This is a genomic window from Nocardia mikamii NBRC 108933 (genome assembly GCF_001613505.1).
Taxonomy (GTDB): domain Bacteria; phylum Actinomycetota; class Actinomycetes; order Mycobacteriales; family Mycobacteriaceae; genus Nocardia; species Nocardia mikamii.
The window spans coordinates 233763-248220 of the sequence record NZ_BDCM01000012.1 but is presented as its reverse complement, the minus strand read 5'-3'; the positions used below and the strand labels follow the sequence as shown (position 1 = coordinate 248220).

The 14458-nt window shown below is 66.9% G+C and carries 18 protein-coding genes; 12 read left to right on the top strand and 6 right to left on the bottom strand.

The genetic code is table 11. From position 1 onward, the window contains the following. Window positions 1-104: 104 nt before the first annotated feature. Window positions 105-953 carry a 3-hydroxybutyryl-CoA dehydrogenase gene (locus NMI01S_RS16070; RefSeq protein ID WP_062998675.1) on the top strand — a complete coding sequence of 283 codons (849 nt, stop codon included), beginning with the start codon at window positions 105-107 and terminating at the stop codon, window positions 951-953. A 147-nt stretch (window positions 954-1100) separates the two neighbouring features. Here the strand turns inward: NMI01S_RS16070 and NMI01S_RS34865 are convergent, their stop codons facing one another. Continuing rightward, complete coding sequence (locus NMI01S_RS34865) at window positions 1101-1256, bottom strand: hypothetical protein (protein WP_157126203.1); 156 nt, start codon at window positions 1254-1256, stop codon at window positions 1101-1103. 393 nt (window positions 1257-1649) lie between these two features. Between NMI01S_RS34865 and NMI01S_RS16065 the strand changes: the two genes are divergently transcribed. Together NMI01S_RS16065 and NMI01S_RS16060 are read left to right on the top strand one after the other, a co-directional pair. Further along, window positions 1650-2567, top strand: a complete 918-nt coding sequence (locus NMI01S_RS16065; protein WP_084513004.1) for a cutinase family protein — start codon at window positions 1650-1652, stop codon at window positions 2565-2567. A 7-nt stretch (window positions 2568-2574) separates the two neighbouring features. Next, window positions 2575-3009 carry a hypothetical protein gene (locus tag NMI01S_RS16060; protein ID WP_157126202.1) on the top strand — a complete coding sequence of 145 codons (435 nt, stop codon included), beginning with the start codon at window positions 2575-2577 and terminating at the stop codon, window positions 3007-3009. Here the strand turns inward: NMI01S_RS16060 and NMI01S_RS16055 are convergent. After that, window positions 3006-4652, bottom strand: a complete 1647-nt coding sequence (locus NMI01S_RS16055) for an acyl-CoA synthetase (RefSeq protein WP_245716884.1) — start codon at window positions 4650-4652, stop codon at window positions 3006-3008. The genes NMI01S_RS16060 and NMI01S_RS16055 overlap by 4 nt on opposite strands. Before the next feature lie 176 nt (window positions 4653-4828). On the opposite strand from NMI01S_RS16055, the gene NMI01S_RS16050 reads away from it, so the two are divergent. After that, window positions 4829-5689 (top strand): oxygenase MpaB family protein, encoded by an 861-nt coding sequence (locus tag NMI01S_RS16050; protein WP_084513002.1) that lies wholly within the window; start codon window positions 4829-4831, stop codon window positions 5687-5689. A gap of 47 nt (window positions 5690-5736) precedes the next feature. Further along, complete coding sequence (locus NMI01S_RS16045; protein WP_157126201.1) at window positions 5737-5910, top strand: hypothetical protein; 174 nt, start codon at window positions 5737-5739, stop codon at window positions 5908-5910. A 190-nt stretch (window positions 5911-6100) separates the two neighbouring features. Here NMI01S_RS16045 and NMI01S_RS16040 read toward each other — a convergent pair whose 3' ends face one another. Then, window positions 6101-6328 carry a hypothetical protein gene (locus NMI01S_RS16040; RefSeq protein ID WP_157126200.1) on the bottom strand — a complete coding sequence of 76 codons (228 nt, stop codon included), beginning with the start codon at window positions 6326-6328 and terminating at the stop codon, window positions 6101-6103. A 166-nt stretch (window positions 6329-6494) separates the two neighbouring features. On the opposite strand from NMI01S_RS16040, the gene NMI01S_RS16035 reads away from it, so the two are divergent. Together NMI01S_RS16035 and NMI01S_RS16030 are read left to right on the top strand one after the other, a co-directional pair. Then, window positions 6495-7256: a hypothetical protein gene (locus tag NMI01S_RS16035; protein ID WP_062998005.1), complete on the top strand. Its 762-nt coding sequence runs from the start codon at window positions 6495-6497 to the stop codon at window positions 7254-7256. After that, on the top strand, window positions 7240-7713 hold the full coding sequence (locus NMI01S_RS16030; protein ID WP_062998004.1) for an NUDIX domain-containing protein: 474 nt from the start codon (window positions 7240-7242) through the stop codon (window positions 7711-7713). Before NMI01S_RS16035 ends, NMI01S_RS16030 begins: the two co-directional genes overlap by 17 nt. 57 nt (window positions 7714-7770) lie before the next feature. Here the strand turns inward: NMI01S_RS16030 and NMI01S_RS16025 are convergent, their stop codons facing one another. The 3 genes from NMI01S_RS16025 to NMI01S_RS16015 all read right to left on the bottom strand — a co-directional run bounded on the left by NMI01S_RS16025 (window position 7771) and on the right by NMI01S_RS16015 (window position 10145). Further along, window positions 7771-8331 (bottom strand): NUDIX hydrolase, encoded by a 561-nt coding sequence (locus NMI01S_RS16025; protein WP_062998002.1) that lies wholly within the window; start codon window positions 8329-8331, stop codon window positions 7771-7773. Between the two features lie 39 nt (window positions 8332-8370). After that, complete coding sequence (locus tag NMI01S_RS16020; protein ID WP_062998667.1) at window positions 8371-9297, bottom strand: endonuclease/exonuclease/phosphatase family protein; 927 nt, start codon at window positions 9295-9297, stop codon at window positions 8371-8373. A 272-nt stretch (window positions 9298-9569) separates the two neighbouring features. After that, a complete protein-coding gene (locus NMI01S_RS16015) occupies window positions 9570-10145 on the bottom strand; it encodes a TetR/AcrR family transcriptional regulator (RefSeq protein WP_245716915.1) in 576 nt (191 codons plus the stop codon). A 163-nt stretch (window positions 10146-10308) separates the two neighbouring features. Between NMI01S_RS16015 and NMI01S_RS16010 the strand changes: the two genes are divergently transcribed. From NMI01S_RS16010 to NMI01S_RS15990, 5 genes are all read left to right on the top strand, one after another. Further along, window positions 10309-11043 (top strand): SDR family oxidoreductase, encoded by a 735-nt coding sequence (locus tag NMI01S_RS16010; RefSeq protein WP_062997998.1) that lies wholly within the window; start codon window positions 10309-10311, stop codon window positions 11041-11043. A 96-nt stretch (window positions 11044-11139) separates the two neighbouring features. Continuing rightward, entirely contained in the window at window positions 11140-11418 is a 279-nt protein-coding gene (locus tag NMI01S_RS36530; RefSeq protein ID WP_062997996.1) for a hypothetical protein, read from the top strand. Between the two features lie 90 nt (window positions 11419-11508). After that, the gene (gene casI / locus NMI01S_RS16000; protein ID WP_062998665.1) at window positions 11509-13185 is read left to right on the top strand and encodes a steroid-22-oyl-CoA synthetase; all 1677 of its coding nucleotides are present in this window, start codon (window positions 11509-11511) and stop codon (window positions 13183-13185) included. A gap of 131 nt (window positions 13186-13316) precedes the next feature. Continuing rightward, window positions 13317-13931, top strand: a complete 615-nt coding sequence (locus NMI01S_RS15995; RefSeq protein WP_062997994.1) for a DUF4203 domain-containing protein — start codon at window positions 13317-13319, stop codon at window positions 13929-13931. 99 nt (window positions 13932-14030) lie between these two features. Next, entirely contained in the window at window positions 14031-14453 is a 423-nt protein-coding gene (locus NMI01S_RS15990) for a DUF7144 family membrane protein (RefSeq protein ID WP_062997992.1), read from the top strand. Window positions 14454-14458 lie beyond the last annotated feature (5 nt).

The window sequence follows — 14458 nt, the reverse complement described above, 5'->3', positions numbered from 1 at the left end:
AGCGCCCGGTGGGGACCGGAGTTTGCCCGCAACCTGTTCCAACTACCCGAACAGCGATAATGGGCGCGCAAGTGTTCGGAACCGAGATGGTGGGAGAGACGACTGTGAAGCTGATCGGTGTGATCGGTGGCGGAACCATGGGTGCGGGAATCGCCGAGGTATGCGCGAAGGCCGGGAGCGAGGTTCTCGTACTGGAGACGACGCCGGAGTTCGCCGAGGCGGCGCACAAGCGCATCGAATCGTCGATCTCGCGGGGCGTGACGAAGGGCAAGATCACCCAGGACGAGGCCGACGCCGTGCTCGCCCGGGTACGGGTAACCCTCGACATCGAGGAGTTCGCCGACCGCGACCTGGTCATCGAGGCCGCGCCGGAGATCGAATCGCTGAAGTACGAGATCTTCGGCAAGCTGGACAAGATCGTGAAGCCGACCGGCATCCTCGCCACCAACACCTCCTCGATCCCGGTGATCAAGGTGGCCGGTGCCACGCAGCGTCCCGAACAGGTCGTCGGCCTCCACTTCTTCAACCCGGTGCCGGTGATGCCCCTGGTGGAGGTGATCTCGACGCTGGTCACCTCGCCGGAGACCGCCGCCGCCGTGACCGACTACGCCAAGAACACCCTGCACAAGACGACCGTGCAGGCCGGTGACCGCTCCGGATTCATCGTCAACGCGCTGCTGATCCCGTACCTGTGCCAGGCGGTGCGGATGCTGGAGTCGGGCTACGCCAGCGCCGAGGACATCGACGCCGCGATGAAGGGCGGCTGCGGTTACCCGATGGGCCCGCTCACCCTGCTCGACACCGTCGGCCTCGACATCGCCCTCGCCGCCGCCGAATCGCTGTACGGCGAATTCGCCGAGCCGCACTACGCACCCCCGGCGCTGCTGCGTCGTATGGTCGACGCCGGCCGGCTGGGCCGCAAGACCGGTCGCGGATTCTACGAGTACAGCTGATCGCGCCGCCCCGCGTTCCCGGCCGGATATCGCTTTCCGCGGTATCACCGGGAACGCGGGGCGGACCCGTGTGGTCCTTCGTTGACCGCGCTGCGACGGTGCACCGTCGAAACGCCTGACCGCCACCGGGTTTCGCGCCGGCACCTGTCAGGTGTCCGGGTCTTCTTCCTGGTCGCGGGCGGGCCCGGGGCCGGCCAGTGTGCCGGAGGTCTCCGGCGGCGCGTCGACTGTGCGCTTGCCCTGGGTTTCCTGGTCGTCCTGTTCGGCATCGGTGTGCGCGTCGGTGTTCTCGGGGTGGTTCATGCCGTGCGCGTACCCGTTCGGCAGCTGGCGAATCGCCGGCCCGCGTCGATGAGTCGGTCTGCTCGGTGGTGCGGAACGAAACCGCAACATGCGTCGGATAGGCGTCAAGTTACTGACAGTTCTCGCTGGCCGTCACATGCCGTGCAGGGTGTGCCCACGAACTGCACATAGGCCCCGGCGGCAGTCGTATGCCGCTGTCGGCGATCCTCCTCCAATGCCGCTGTCGTGGAGATCTTTCCGGACTTCGGACGTGTGGATCTCCTGCGGGCCAATTCGCGCAAATCCGGCCCCACTTGGCCAACGAGAGTGATAAGTTATCTATCATTCTCTCAATTACGACACCGCTCGCGCGGATGTCGCGGCAAAGCTGCCGAGTGATTCGGAGGTGTCACCGTGTCTCCGTATACACGCTGGAAATCCCTCGCGGCCGCCGGTCTGGTGGCGGTGACGTACGGCCTGGCGCAGCTCGGCGGGGGCGCGCCCGCGCATGCGACGCCGGCCTGTCCCGGCCTGTATGTGCTCGCCGTTCCCGGCACCTGGGAAACCTCCGACGACGACCCGCGCAAAGGGATGCTCGCGGCGAGTGTGGACGCACTCCCGGGCGACGTCGGGGTCGGCTATGTCGCCTACCCCGCGACGGCGTTCCCGTGGGAGGGCGAGGTGTACGGCCGTTCCAAGCACGAAGCCGTCGACAAGGCCCGCGCCGCGGTCGCCGCGGTGGCACAGGCGTGCGCCGCGACCCGCATCGCGATCCTCGGCTACAGCCAGGGCGCCGACGCCGCGGGTGATCTCGCGGCCGAGATCGGCACCGGCCACGGTGTGGTGGCGCCCGACCGAATCGCGTTGGCGGGCTTGGTTTCCGATCCCCGCCGCGCACCCACCGATACACTCATCGGCCCGCCGGTCGCCGGTGCCGGCGCGGGCGGACCGCGCCCCGGCGGGTTCGGCCTGCTCGCTGCGCGCACCTACACGTTCTGTGCCGCCGGAGACCTGTATTGCGCGATGCCCGAAGGAGATTTCGCGGGCCGCATCGCGGGATTCTTCGTGGAGATCTCGAATCCCGATCCGGCGCTGTTCGACCGGTACTCCCGGGACGCGGCCGATCTTCTCGATTCGGCGCTGGCCGCGGGAGGTCTCGGGTTGCTGGCCGGTCAGCTCGACGCGAGCGCCGTGGACGAGCGCAAGGCTCAGATCGCGGAGTTCGTGAATTCCGGTGTCCACCAGAGCTATCCGTTCTACATCGTCGGGCCGGGCGGTGAGACGGCCCTGTCCTGGCTGCGCCGGCAACTGGTGGATCTGATAGGCAGGTGAGGTGGGTATGCGGGAAACGGCCGATCGTGGTGCGGTGGCGATCGTCGGTGCGGACGGGCCGCTCGGAAGTGTGATCGACCGCGTCTGCGAGCAGCAATCGGTGGCGGTGGTCGGCCGGGTGACCCGCAGAGGCTGGGTGATCGACGGACCGCCCACCGTGGTCATCGATGTCGGCTCGGCCGAAAACCTCTGGGACAGTGCCGAATTCTGTCAGCGGTGGGGTAGCGCCCTGCTGTACTGCGCGGCGAACCGGGATCCCGACGGCTTCACCCGGTTGCGCGAGTTGAGTGCCGCCGTGCCGGTGGGGCTGGTCACGACCCTCGCCCGGCCGCAGACGCGGCTCGAGCTGGTGGCCGCGCAATTGCTCGGTGTCGCCGGGGAACTCGCGTCGGCGGCCCCCGGCTGGTATCCGATGGCGGATCGGTTCCGCGAAGCGAACTAGTCGGCGGGCGCGACGCGTTCGGTTTCCAGCTGGCGCCGCAGCAATTTCCCGGTCGCGTTGCGCGGCAGTTCGTCGACGAAGACGACATCGCGCGGAACCTTGTGGCGGGCGAGATTCGCCTTGACGTAGTCGCGAATCTCCTCGGCGTCGACACTCGCTCCGGCGGTGCGGACGACGAAGGCGCGCAGCCGCTTTCCGAAATCGCGGTCGTCCACCCCGACCACCGCGGCCTCCGCGACGTCGGCCCGGTTCACCAGCAGGTTCTCGACCTCCAAGGGGTAGACGTTCTCGCCGCCGGAGACGATCATGTCGTCGTCGCGGCCGTCGACGAACAGCCGGCCGTCGGCGTCGAAATGCCCGACGTCGCCGCTGCACAACAACCCGTCCACGATCTCCTTGTGCTGCCCGTCGGTGTATCCGGTGAAGCTGAGGCCACTGGAGACGAAGATCGTGCCGACCACGCCGGGGGTGGTCACCGGATTGCGGTCGGAGTCGTAGATCGCGACCCGGCATCCGACCGGCGGACGGCCGACCGTCCCCGGCGCCTCGCGCATGTCCTGCGGAGTCGCCACCGCCGCCACCGCGACCTCGGTGGAGGCGTACAGGTTGTAGAGCACCTCGCCGAAAACGTCCGCGGTGCGGCGGCTCAGATCAGGGGACACGGACGAGCCGGCGGCGAAGATCACCTCCAGCGACGACGTGTCGTACTGCCGCAACACCGATTCGTCGAGATCGACGATGCGCTGCAACATCGTCGGCACCAGCACGAGGGTCGCGGCGCGGTAGTCGGCCACCGCGGCGAGCGTGCGAGCCGGATCGAATTTGCGCTGCCGGAAGATGATTCGATTGCCCAGCGCCCAGCCCAGCGTGCACTGGGACAGTCCGGTTCCGTGGAAGATGGGGGCGGCCATCACCATCGTCGCCTCGCGCGGCAGTGGGATCCGGTCGAGGAACTGCGCCGACTGCAGTGGGGAAACCTTGTCTCGCGGAGCGCCTTTCGGAGTTCCGGTGGTGCCGCTGGTGAGAATCACGAGCCCGCCGGGGCGCGGAGGCGCCGCAACGGGGTCGGTGGAGTGCGGCTCGGCCTGCGCGTAGATGGTGGTGATGCCGGAGGTGCCCTCGTCGTCCCAGGTGAGCAGCCGGGGAATGTCGGCGGGGACGGCTCGGGCGCGGTCGGCGAATTCGCTGTCCAGCAGCAGCGCGTCGACCTTCTCGCGGGCGACGACCTCGGCGAGCTGGGGGCCGGCGGATCCGGTATTGAGCAGCACCACCCGGGCACCCAGCTTGCCCGCGGCCAGCAGGCTCAGAACCATGCCGCGGTGATCGCGGCACAGCACCGCGAGGACGGATCCCGGCCCGAAACCGTGGGCGGCCAGCCCGCGGGTGAGTGCGTTGGATTCGCGGTCGAGCTCGTCGAAGGTGAGGGTGCCGCGTTCGTCGACCAGCGCCGGCGCGGTCGGTGTGCGGCGCGCGGCGTGGGCGAGCACCGTGACGAACGGGCCGTAGGTGCCCGCGTCGCGCGCGGTCCGGACGATATCGAGCGGATGCCACGGGTCGAACATGCCGCGCCGCCGCAACACCGATGCCGCGGCGAACGCGTCACCGACGGACCGGACCAGCTCGCCCGCAGAACTCGACAGCACCACACAGACCTCGATCCACCTCGGCCGGCGAACACTTCCGTATCGCTTCGCCGGATCAGTGTCAGAATACACATTCACATATTCGAGATGTGCCGTTCGGTGAAGCATTGCCGCCGACAGTCATGTGGTGAGAAGATGAGACGTCTGACACCTCATTAACCCTCGGAGTGATACGCATGAATCGAGCCGCCCGAACCGTTGCCGCGGCCCCGGCGCCGGATGCCGGACTCGCCCGCCGGCGGCAGTACATGGCCGGGCCCGCGGCATTGCTGGGCGGGCCCGCGAATGTGGTGATGCAGCTCGGGTTGCCGCCCGTCGGGCGCGGGGTCGTGGAAAGTACCGTGGAAAGCGGTCAGTACGCACGGCATCCGCGCAAGCGTGGCCGCACGACGCTGACCTATCTGGCGGTGGCGATGCTCGGGACCGAGGAGGACCGCGTCGCCTACCGTGCCGCCGTCGACACCTCGCATCGGCAGGTGCGTTCGCGTCCCGGGAGCCCGGTCCGCTACAACGCCTTCGATCCGCAACTTCAACTGTGGGTGGCCGCCTGCATCTATCGCGGTGTCGATGATTCGACCAGGTTCTTCTATGGCAGAATTGACGATAACTTAGCCGATGAGTTCTATCGTGAGTCCGCGCGTTTCGGCACGACGTTGCAGATGCCGGAGCGGCTGTGGCCGCCGGATCGGGCGGCCTTCGACGAGTACTGGAACGCCAAACTGGACGAGATCTCGTTCGACGACGAGGTCCGCCGCTATCTGCTGGACCAGGTCATCGGCCTGCGGCCGTACAGCCGAGCCCAGCGAATCGCCTTCGCGCGGGTCAACCGCTTCTTCACCACCGGATTCCTGCCCCAGCAGTTCCGCGACGCCCTGGGGCTCGGATGGGGACCGCGCCGGCAGCGCACCTTCGAGATCGTGATGCGAACCATCGGAACGGTGCTGAAGCGCCTGCCCGAACACTGGCGCAGCTACCCGTTCGGCGGGTACATCGACGATATGCGGCGGCGACAGGCGCTCGGAAAGTCATTGGTATAACTGGCGCTCCGGGGCGTTTTCCGCTGACGAGGGATACCGTGGATGTCATGCCTTTCCGCGTATACACGACAGCGAGTGGGCCGGACCACGAACAGTCTTTCCCCGACCCGGAGGACAACTTCAAGTTCCTCGAGGGGGGAGTGCTGGCGGTGTACACCGCGACGAAGTACACCTATTACGCCCCCGGCCACTGGACCCACCTCGAGGAACACAAACCCTGAGCGGTTCTCGGTCGACACCCTGGGGAACGCGTACCCCGTACCGCGATAGGTACGGGGTGCGTCACATGCTGACCAGTAGGCGAACCTCGGAACAGTGGAATCCGTGTGGTTCAGTCTCGATACGGCCTGACAGCCCAGAGCGCTACCCCCAACGGCAGCCCGACAACAACGATCCAACCGAGTGCTTGCATCACAGTCTCCGCAGCGACCGGAGCACCCGCTCGCACTTCTCGGTGTCGGCCGGCTCGATCGTTCGGATAGGTGGCGGCACGTCGGCAGTGCCCGAAATACGTTGCGGCAGTGAGTTGATGCGGAACTCGATATAGAATCCGCCGCACTCGTCGTCGCCGTAGTCGGCTGTTTCGAGCACACCGCCCGGAAACACGTAAAGCCTTGTACGCCTTGGCTTCGCATCCATGTTGGCTCCATCGTCGTTTGGTAGGGCACCCGGCACCGGGGAAGTCGGTTTCGACCCGGCGCCGGGGCTACCGCAACGGTATTTATGCAGGTCGGACACCTGAACTTCGTCGGGGACGTTCTCGTGGACACTTTCTCGAGCTCGAAACGTCCCCTAAAGTTCTGGTATGAGTCATCGCCTGCAATCGGCAATGCTTCGCGCACAGCTCGATTCGGCCGCACTGGCGGCAGCGGTACGCGTAGATACGAAGACCGTCAACCGGTGGCTAGCGGGAAGAGTGCCGCACCGACGTACCCGCGCGGAGGTGGCGCGGATACTCCACGAACCCGAAGACGCACTATGGCCGCAGACCCGGCCGGACCAAAGCGCCGGAGCGCCGGCAACAGCCGAAGTCGTCGGAGCATACGCACACCGAGCGGACATCCCTACTGATCTGTGGGTTCAGCTACTACACAAAGCGACGAAGCAGATCGACATCATCGGGTACGCCTACCCGTTCGTGTTCGAACTGTTGCCGAACGCATCAGACCTCGTCGTGAAGAAGTGCCGAGCCGGCGCACGAGTCCGGTTGGCGTTCGCCGACCCGGATTGCGACCACGTCTTGGAGCGAGACTCGCTCGAACAGATGGGAGGGACCCTTCCGGGGCGGATACGGAATGCCTTGTCGATGCTCGGAACGCTGACAGATGCCCCCGGATGCGCGGTCGGCCTGCACTCCACACACCTGTACAACTCGGTGTTCAGGTTCGATGACGAGATGATCGTTACGCCGTACCTATTCCGTGCCCGCGGCTACCAGCACACCGCGCTACACCTGCGGAAGTTGTCTCCGCACGGAATATTCGAGTCGTTCGCTGATCAGGTAGAACAGATCTGGGAGACGACCACCGGCTACTCAGAAGGGGTTCGGGATGGGCTCACGCCGTGACTACTATCGCGATCCGGACGCACCTACGCCGAACTCGTTGGTTCCCGGCGGCTCCGCGCTGGTAGTCGACACCGACGGCTCGATCCTGATGCAGCGCCGAAGCGACTCCGGTAACTGGTCGCTTCCCGGTGGAGTGATGGAAATCGGTGAAACACTCGAACAGTGCGTGGTCCGCGAGACCAGAGAAGAATCCGGTCTGGACATCGAGATAACGGGACTACTGGGGATATACACCGATCCGGCGCACGTCATCGCCTACGAAGACGGGGAAGTCCGGCAGGAATTCAACATCACGTACTACGGTCGGGTTGTCGGCGGCCGTATCGCGGTCAGCACCGAATCGACCGAAGTCCGATTCATTCGGCCGGACGAACTCCCTGAGATACCGGTGCACGACACTGTTCGTCTACGGCTGAAGCACCATGTAGAGCAGCGCACCGAGCCGTATCTGGGCTGAATGAAGCATCCGGCCCGAGACCGGAACTCTGTAGCTCGCAGGGATGTCGCAGAGACGCTACGCGGCCAGCGCGGTGCGCAGTTTGGTGAGGAATCGGCTCATGTGCGGGTCGGATTCGGGGAGGGCGTCGCGATCGATCTCCCACCAGCGGCCGCCGGCGAATTCTCGTGGGTCGAGGGTGAAGGGGTGGTCGAGGTGGCCGCGGATCACGTACCAGAGGGAGACGTCGCGGTGGGGGTGAGTTCCGACGGTTCGGGTGCTGGTGAGGAACAAGGGGCTTTCGCCGACGACGGTGAAATCGGCATCCGTTCCGAGCTCTTCGGCGGCTTCTCGTCGGGCGGTCTGCAGCGGGTCTTCCCCCGGATCCACATGACCGCCCATGGGCAGGTGTAGTCCGGACTTGCGGTGGGCGCCGAGTAGTACGCCGCGGGCATCCGGATCGACGACCACCACATACGACACCAGGTGCTGTGGCGGTGTGGCCGGAGGTTCCCGGCGGAAGATGTCGTCGGTGCCGGCGAGCCAGGCCAGTGTCTCCCGGATGTGCTCCTGCTCCAGGCGGTCCAGCGGGGCGATCGCTGCGACGATGTCCGCGACGACCGCGGTGGCGGGGTGCATGGGCCGACGATAGCGGCGGGTACCGACAATCGATCCGGGCTACGCGGGGGGCTGTTGCGGGCGGGCGAGGCGCAGTTGCGCGATCAGCGCCTTGTGATCGGCACCGGGCAGGCGGATCGTGTCGACGGTGTCCGCGTGGCCGTCGGCGACCAGGATGTGGTCGATGCCGACCAATGGTGGCCAGCGTTTGTCTGTGGGATAGGTGACGAGGTGGCCGGCGCCCTCCTGTTCGGCGGCGTCGTGGAACCGGTCCGAGAGCATCGCGCGGAATTGGGCATGGTCGAAGGTCGCGTTGAAATCGCCGCCGACGATCACCGGCCGATCCGCGGGCGAGCGGGCGAGAATGGCTCGTAGCCGGGACAATTCGTCGGCCCACAGGTGCGTTCCGGAGATCGGAGGTACCGGATGGAAGGCATAGACGCTGACCGGTCCGACTCCCGGGACGGTGGCGGTCGCGGAGAGCTGGTTCAGGACGAATCCGTCGTATTCGACAGTGTCCGAGAGGGGATGGACGCTCCAGATTCCGGTACCGGTGGCGGTGCGCCCAGGTGACAGATATCGATGCGGCAGCAACCGGTCCAGGCCCACGCCCTCGAGGGCGTGCACCGCGGCCGGAGTCAGTTCCTCGACGGTCAGAATGTCGACCTTGCGTTCGCGCACCTGCTCGATCAGCGCGTGCGGATCGGCGCCGTCGAAGAGCAGATTGGCCTGCATCACCGTCACCGGTGTGCCGTGATCGCCGGGGGAGCGGCCGACATACAGCGGAGCCTGCGTCCAGATCGCCACGCCCACAACGGCAATGGCCACCGCGACGCCGGCCCACCGCTTCGCGGCGGCGAACAACGCCACCCCGAGCAGCGCGGCACACATCAGATACGGCGCACCCGACGCCGCCAGAATCAGCCACCGGGACTCGGTTCGATTGAAATGCAGCGCCACACCGGCGGCGCCTACCAGGGTCGCCACCGCCGCAAACGATTCGAGCGCGATCCGCCCCCACGCCGCCTTCACGCTCCCGGCCCCCGCACCCCGGATCCGGTGATCGCCCGCCGCGCCGCCTCGTTCGTCGTCGGCGTATCCCGCAGGCAGGAGGCCGGGAGGCAAGTCCTTTCGGCTGTCGTCCGCCGGGGATTGTAGTGCTCGTCGCCGACTGTGCGGATCCCGTGCGCGCGGCTCGGGCGGGGGAAACGGCACGGCACTCCCATCGATCGATCGGCTCGCGGATGTGGTGAGTGTATTCAGTCCTCTCGGACGGATTTTCGGCCGTCCGACGGTGTGGCCGTGCCGTACAGGACGTTGGTGACCAGGGTGGTGGCGAAATTCTCGCCGACCGGCAGATTCGGTAGCAGCAGGCGGTGGTAGCAGGCGCCCCACAGTTGGTCCACGACGCTCTCCGGATCGATATCGGCGCGCAGTTGCCCGCGCCGCTGTGCGCGGAGCATGGCCTCCACGGCCAGCCGGCGGCGCGGTCCCGAATAGCGTTCGAGCAAGGCGGCAGACAGGTCCGGATCGGTTTGGGCCTGACCTATGAGTTCGGCGATCACCCGTCCGGCGCGCGTGTGGGTGAGGACGTGAACGAACGAGCGGAGCTGGGCGGTCAGATCGGCCTCGATATCGCCGGTATCCGGGAAGGTGAGCGCGGATTCGACGGCATGGAAGTATCCGTCGAGCGCGAGCGCGCCCTTCGACGGCCACCATTTGTACAGCGTCGTCTTGCTGACACCGGCCTTCTCGGCGACCGCCTCGATGGTGAACGCGCCCATCCCCGATTCGAGGAGCAGCGTGCCGGCGGCGGCGAGCGCTTCGGCGCGCACTTCGGCAGCCGGACGGCGGCCCCGGCCTCGTCGCTTCGGCCCCACCTCGTCCTGTTCGAGCATCCTCGACCTCCATTTCCGAACTTCTACAGCGTGACATATGGACGCAACGTTCACAATTTGATTATATGGACTAGTAGTTCATAAATCCGAGGGAGGCATCATGGCTGAACACACGCGCGTCGCACTGGTGACGGGAGCATCGGGCGGCATCGGTCGCGCCGTCGTCCGGCGTCTCGCGGCCGACGGGATGGCCGTCGGCGTCCACTACGCCGGAAACAAGACCGCGGCCGACGAGCTCGTGGCCGAACTCGAAGGACGCGGCGGGCGAGCCCTGGCGGTCGGCGGCGACGTGGCCGACGAACACGCGATGGCTGTCGCGTTCGACGCGGTGGAGGCCGGCTTCGGTGGGATCGACGTCGTCGTCAACACGGCCGGGACAATGACGCTGGGACCGATTGCCGACTTCGATCTCGACGCACTGGATCGCATGCACCGCACCAACATTCGAGGTACCTTCGTCGTCGCCCAGCAGGCCGCGCGGCGGGTGCGTTCGGGCGGCGCCCTCATCACGTTCTCCACCTCGGTGACCCGCCTGGCCCCTCCCGGTTACGCCGCCTATGCGGCGAGCAAGGGGGCGGTCGAGGCGATGACTCTGATCCTGGCCCGCGAGCTGCGGGGTCGCGACATCACCGTGAACGCGGTCGCCCCGGGCCCCACGGCCACGCCCCTGTTCCTCGACGGCAAGGATCAGGAGGCCGTCGACCGCCTCGCCGCGCAGTCCCCGCTGGAACGGCTCGGCACCCCCGACGACATCGCCGAAGCGGTCGCCTTCCTGGCCGGTCCGGGTCGCTGGATCAACGGTCAGGTGATCTTCGCCAACGGCGCCATCGCCTGACCGCCCACCCAGCGGGAGTATTCGCCGGAATCGTCCGGAGAGTGGTCACACTCTTGCCATTCTGAGCGGATATCTCGCCGGAGCGGAGGTGGGCGAATGGACGATCCGGGTGCCGGGGCGCCGCGACTGCGCGAACTCGGCGCGGACCCGGACGCCGTGTTGCGGCTGATCCGATACTTCGACGGTTTCGACGAATCCGACACCAACGCGGATACGGTGGTCCGGGCCGCGGCGTTGCTGGCCGAATGCCCGGCGGCCGCGAGCTGGCCGTCCGGCACGGTGATCCGCTACGACCGTTGTGGCCCGTCGACGCCGAGGGCCGGATCGTCGGTGAGGACTCCTACCACTGCGGACCGGTGGAGATCCGCGCATTGACTGTCGACGAATTGCCCAGCGCATACGTCGAACTCGTGCACTCGAAGGCGTGAGAACGGCCAGACTCGGCTGATGGAAGGCGATACGGAAATGACCGAACCATCCCCTGCGACCGCCGACGTGCGCCGGGCGGATGTCGCGACCCTGCTGCTCGACCGGCTCGGTGACGAGCGGCTCGGACTGCGCACTCGTGATCGGGATTGGACCTGGGACGCGGTGGTCCGGGAATCGGCCGCCCGTGCGGATCTGGCGCACTCGCTGCGCCGCGAGGGGCCCTTCCATATCGGGGTCCTGCTGGACAATGTTCCCGACTTCGTCTTCTGGCTGGGGGCGGCGGCCTTGGCGGGGGCCGCGGTCGCCGGCCTGAACCCCACCCGCGGTGACGCTCAGCTGGCGGCGGACATCCGATATGTCGACTGCCAGCTGATCGTCACCGACGCGGCCGGGATGGCGCGCCTGCGCGAACTGGATCTCGACCTTCCCGACGACCGGTACCTGCTGGTCGACGACCCCGGCTATGCCAGACTCGTCGATTCCCATCGGGTCGAACCGGCGGCCGCGGGCGGCCCGGACGCGCTGATGCTGTTGCTGTTCACCTCCGGCACCACCGGAACCTCGAAAGCGGTCAAATGCAGTCAACGCCGTTTGGCGACGGTCGCGTACGCGGCGCGGGACAAATACGGTCATGTGCGCGACGATGTCGACTACTGCTGTATGCCGCTGTTCCACGGCAATGCCATCATGGCGTTGTGGGCGCCGGCGCTGACGGTCGGCGCGACGGTATGCCTGACGCCGAAATTCTCGGCCTCCCAATTCCTTCCGGACATCCGCTATTTCGGCGCGACCTTCTTCACCTATGTCGGCAAGGCGCTGGGATATCTGCTCGCCACACCCGAAACACCGCGCGACGGTGACAACGACCTGGTACGCGGTTTCGGCACCGAGGCGTCGGTGGCCGATCAGGCGGAATTCCGGCGCCGCTTCGGCGCCGAATTGTTCGAGGGCTACGGCTCCAGCGAGGGCGCGACCCTGGCGGCGCTGGATCCGAACGCCCCACCCGCGGCGCTCGGCCGCCCCGCGCACGCCGGTGTCGCGGTGGTGAATCCGGATACGCTGCGCGACTGTGTGCGCGCCGAACTCGACGAATTCGGCCGGGTCCGCAATCCCGACGAGGCGATCGGCGAGATGATCGACAAGGCCGGCGCGCCGGCCTTCGAGGGCTATTACAAGAACGACGCCGCCGATGCCGAACGCATTCGCAACGGCTGGTACTGGACCGGAGATCTCGGCTACATCGATACCGAGGGTTTCCTGTATTTCGCAGGCCGCAAGGGAGATTGGATTCGCGTCGACGGGGAGAACACCTCCGCCCTGATGATCGAACAGGTACTGCGCCGCCACCCCGCGGTCATCGCCGCGGCCGCGTTCGGCGTCCCCGACCCGCGATCCGGTGACCAGGTGATGGCCGCTGTGGAGGTCGCCGACCCGGAGTCGTTCGATGTGCGCGAATTCGCCGAATTCCTCACCGCGCAAAGGGATCTCGGCACGAAGGGAACACCGCGACTGCTTCGGGTGTCGGCGAATCTGCCGGTCACCGGCTCCAACAAGGTGCTCAAACGCCAACTACAGGAGCAGGCGTGGCGCACCGACGAGCCTGTCCATCGGTGGATCGGCCGCGGCAAACCCGAATACGAACCCATGACGGCGGCGGACAAGAAGGCATGGGAGGCCGAATTCGCGACCTACGGCCGGGAGCGCCTGTTGTAACCGCACAGCGCCGGCGGTGTTCGCGGAGGCCGCAACTGCCTCGCGCATTCGCCGTCCTCGGCGATAACTGGGCGGTTACTGTGAGACTGCGGCACCGTCGCACATGCGGTTCACGGTCGGAAGGGGTCGTGATGAACGGCATCGTGGTTGCGCTCGTGGGAGCTCTGCTGTGCTTCTACGGAATCAGATCGGTTCACCTGGGGATCCTGGCGATCGGATTCGGCGTCGGCTGGCTGATCGCGGATCTGTTCACCCCGTCGTTCCTGTGGCTGCTGCTGTTCGGAGCGATCGGTGCGCTCTCCTCGTGGGTGGTGACCTCCCTGATCTTCCGTTTCGCGGCGTATGTCATCGGCGGGCTGACCGGCGCGATGGTCGGTGCCAAACTGGCGTCGGTGCTGCAGCCGGGCGACAAGAACTGGGCGCTCAGCATGATCGTGATCCTGGCGGTCGGGGTGGCCGGCGGTTTCCTCGCCGACCGCTTCCGGGCCCGCGCACTGCTGTGGCTGACCTCGATCGGCGGTGCGAGCATGGTGCTGAGCGGCATCGGGCGCATGAACGAGCACCTGTCGTTCCTGCGGGCGCCGGATTCCACGTGGCAGCAGATCTTCTCGGCGCTGGCCTGGATCGCCCTCTCGGCGGCGGGCTGGATCGTGCAACGCCATCTGTTCGCCGAGAAACTCGGTATCGACCATCTCGCCGGGCGGGACAAACACAACGGCGGCGGCGCCGTCGCCACCGAGCACTGATACCGGCATCCCACCGTCACTTCATCCGATTCGGGTGAGGTGGGCCGGCCTCACCCGCGGCACAGTCGTCACCGAACCCCCGCTCGGAAGGAGTCGGAGATGGCAACCTCGTCGCAGCACCGGGCGCCGGCCCACAGTCACCCCGTGCGGCAGGGTTTCGCCGCCGGTACCTCGATCGGCGCCGCGATCCTGCTCGTCACGGTCGGCATTCTGTCGATCCTGCAAGGGATTTCGGCCGTGGCCGACGACACGCTGTTCGTGGCCGGGCGCGATTACGTCTACAAGGTCGACCTGACCACGTGGGGCTGGGTCCACATCGGACTCGGGATCGTGCTCGTGTTGTGCGCGCTGGGTCTGATGGCCGGAACGGCGTGGGGTCGTGGTGCGGCGATCGGCATCGCGGCGCTGTCGATCATCGCGAATTTCCTCTGGTTGCCCTGGTACCCGTGGTGGTCGCTGATCGTGATCGCCCTCGACGTCGTGGTCATCTGGGCCGTCGCCACGTGGCGCCCGCAGATGTGATGCGG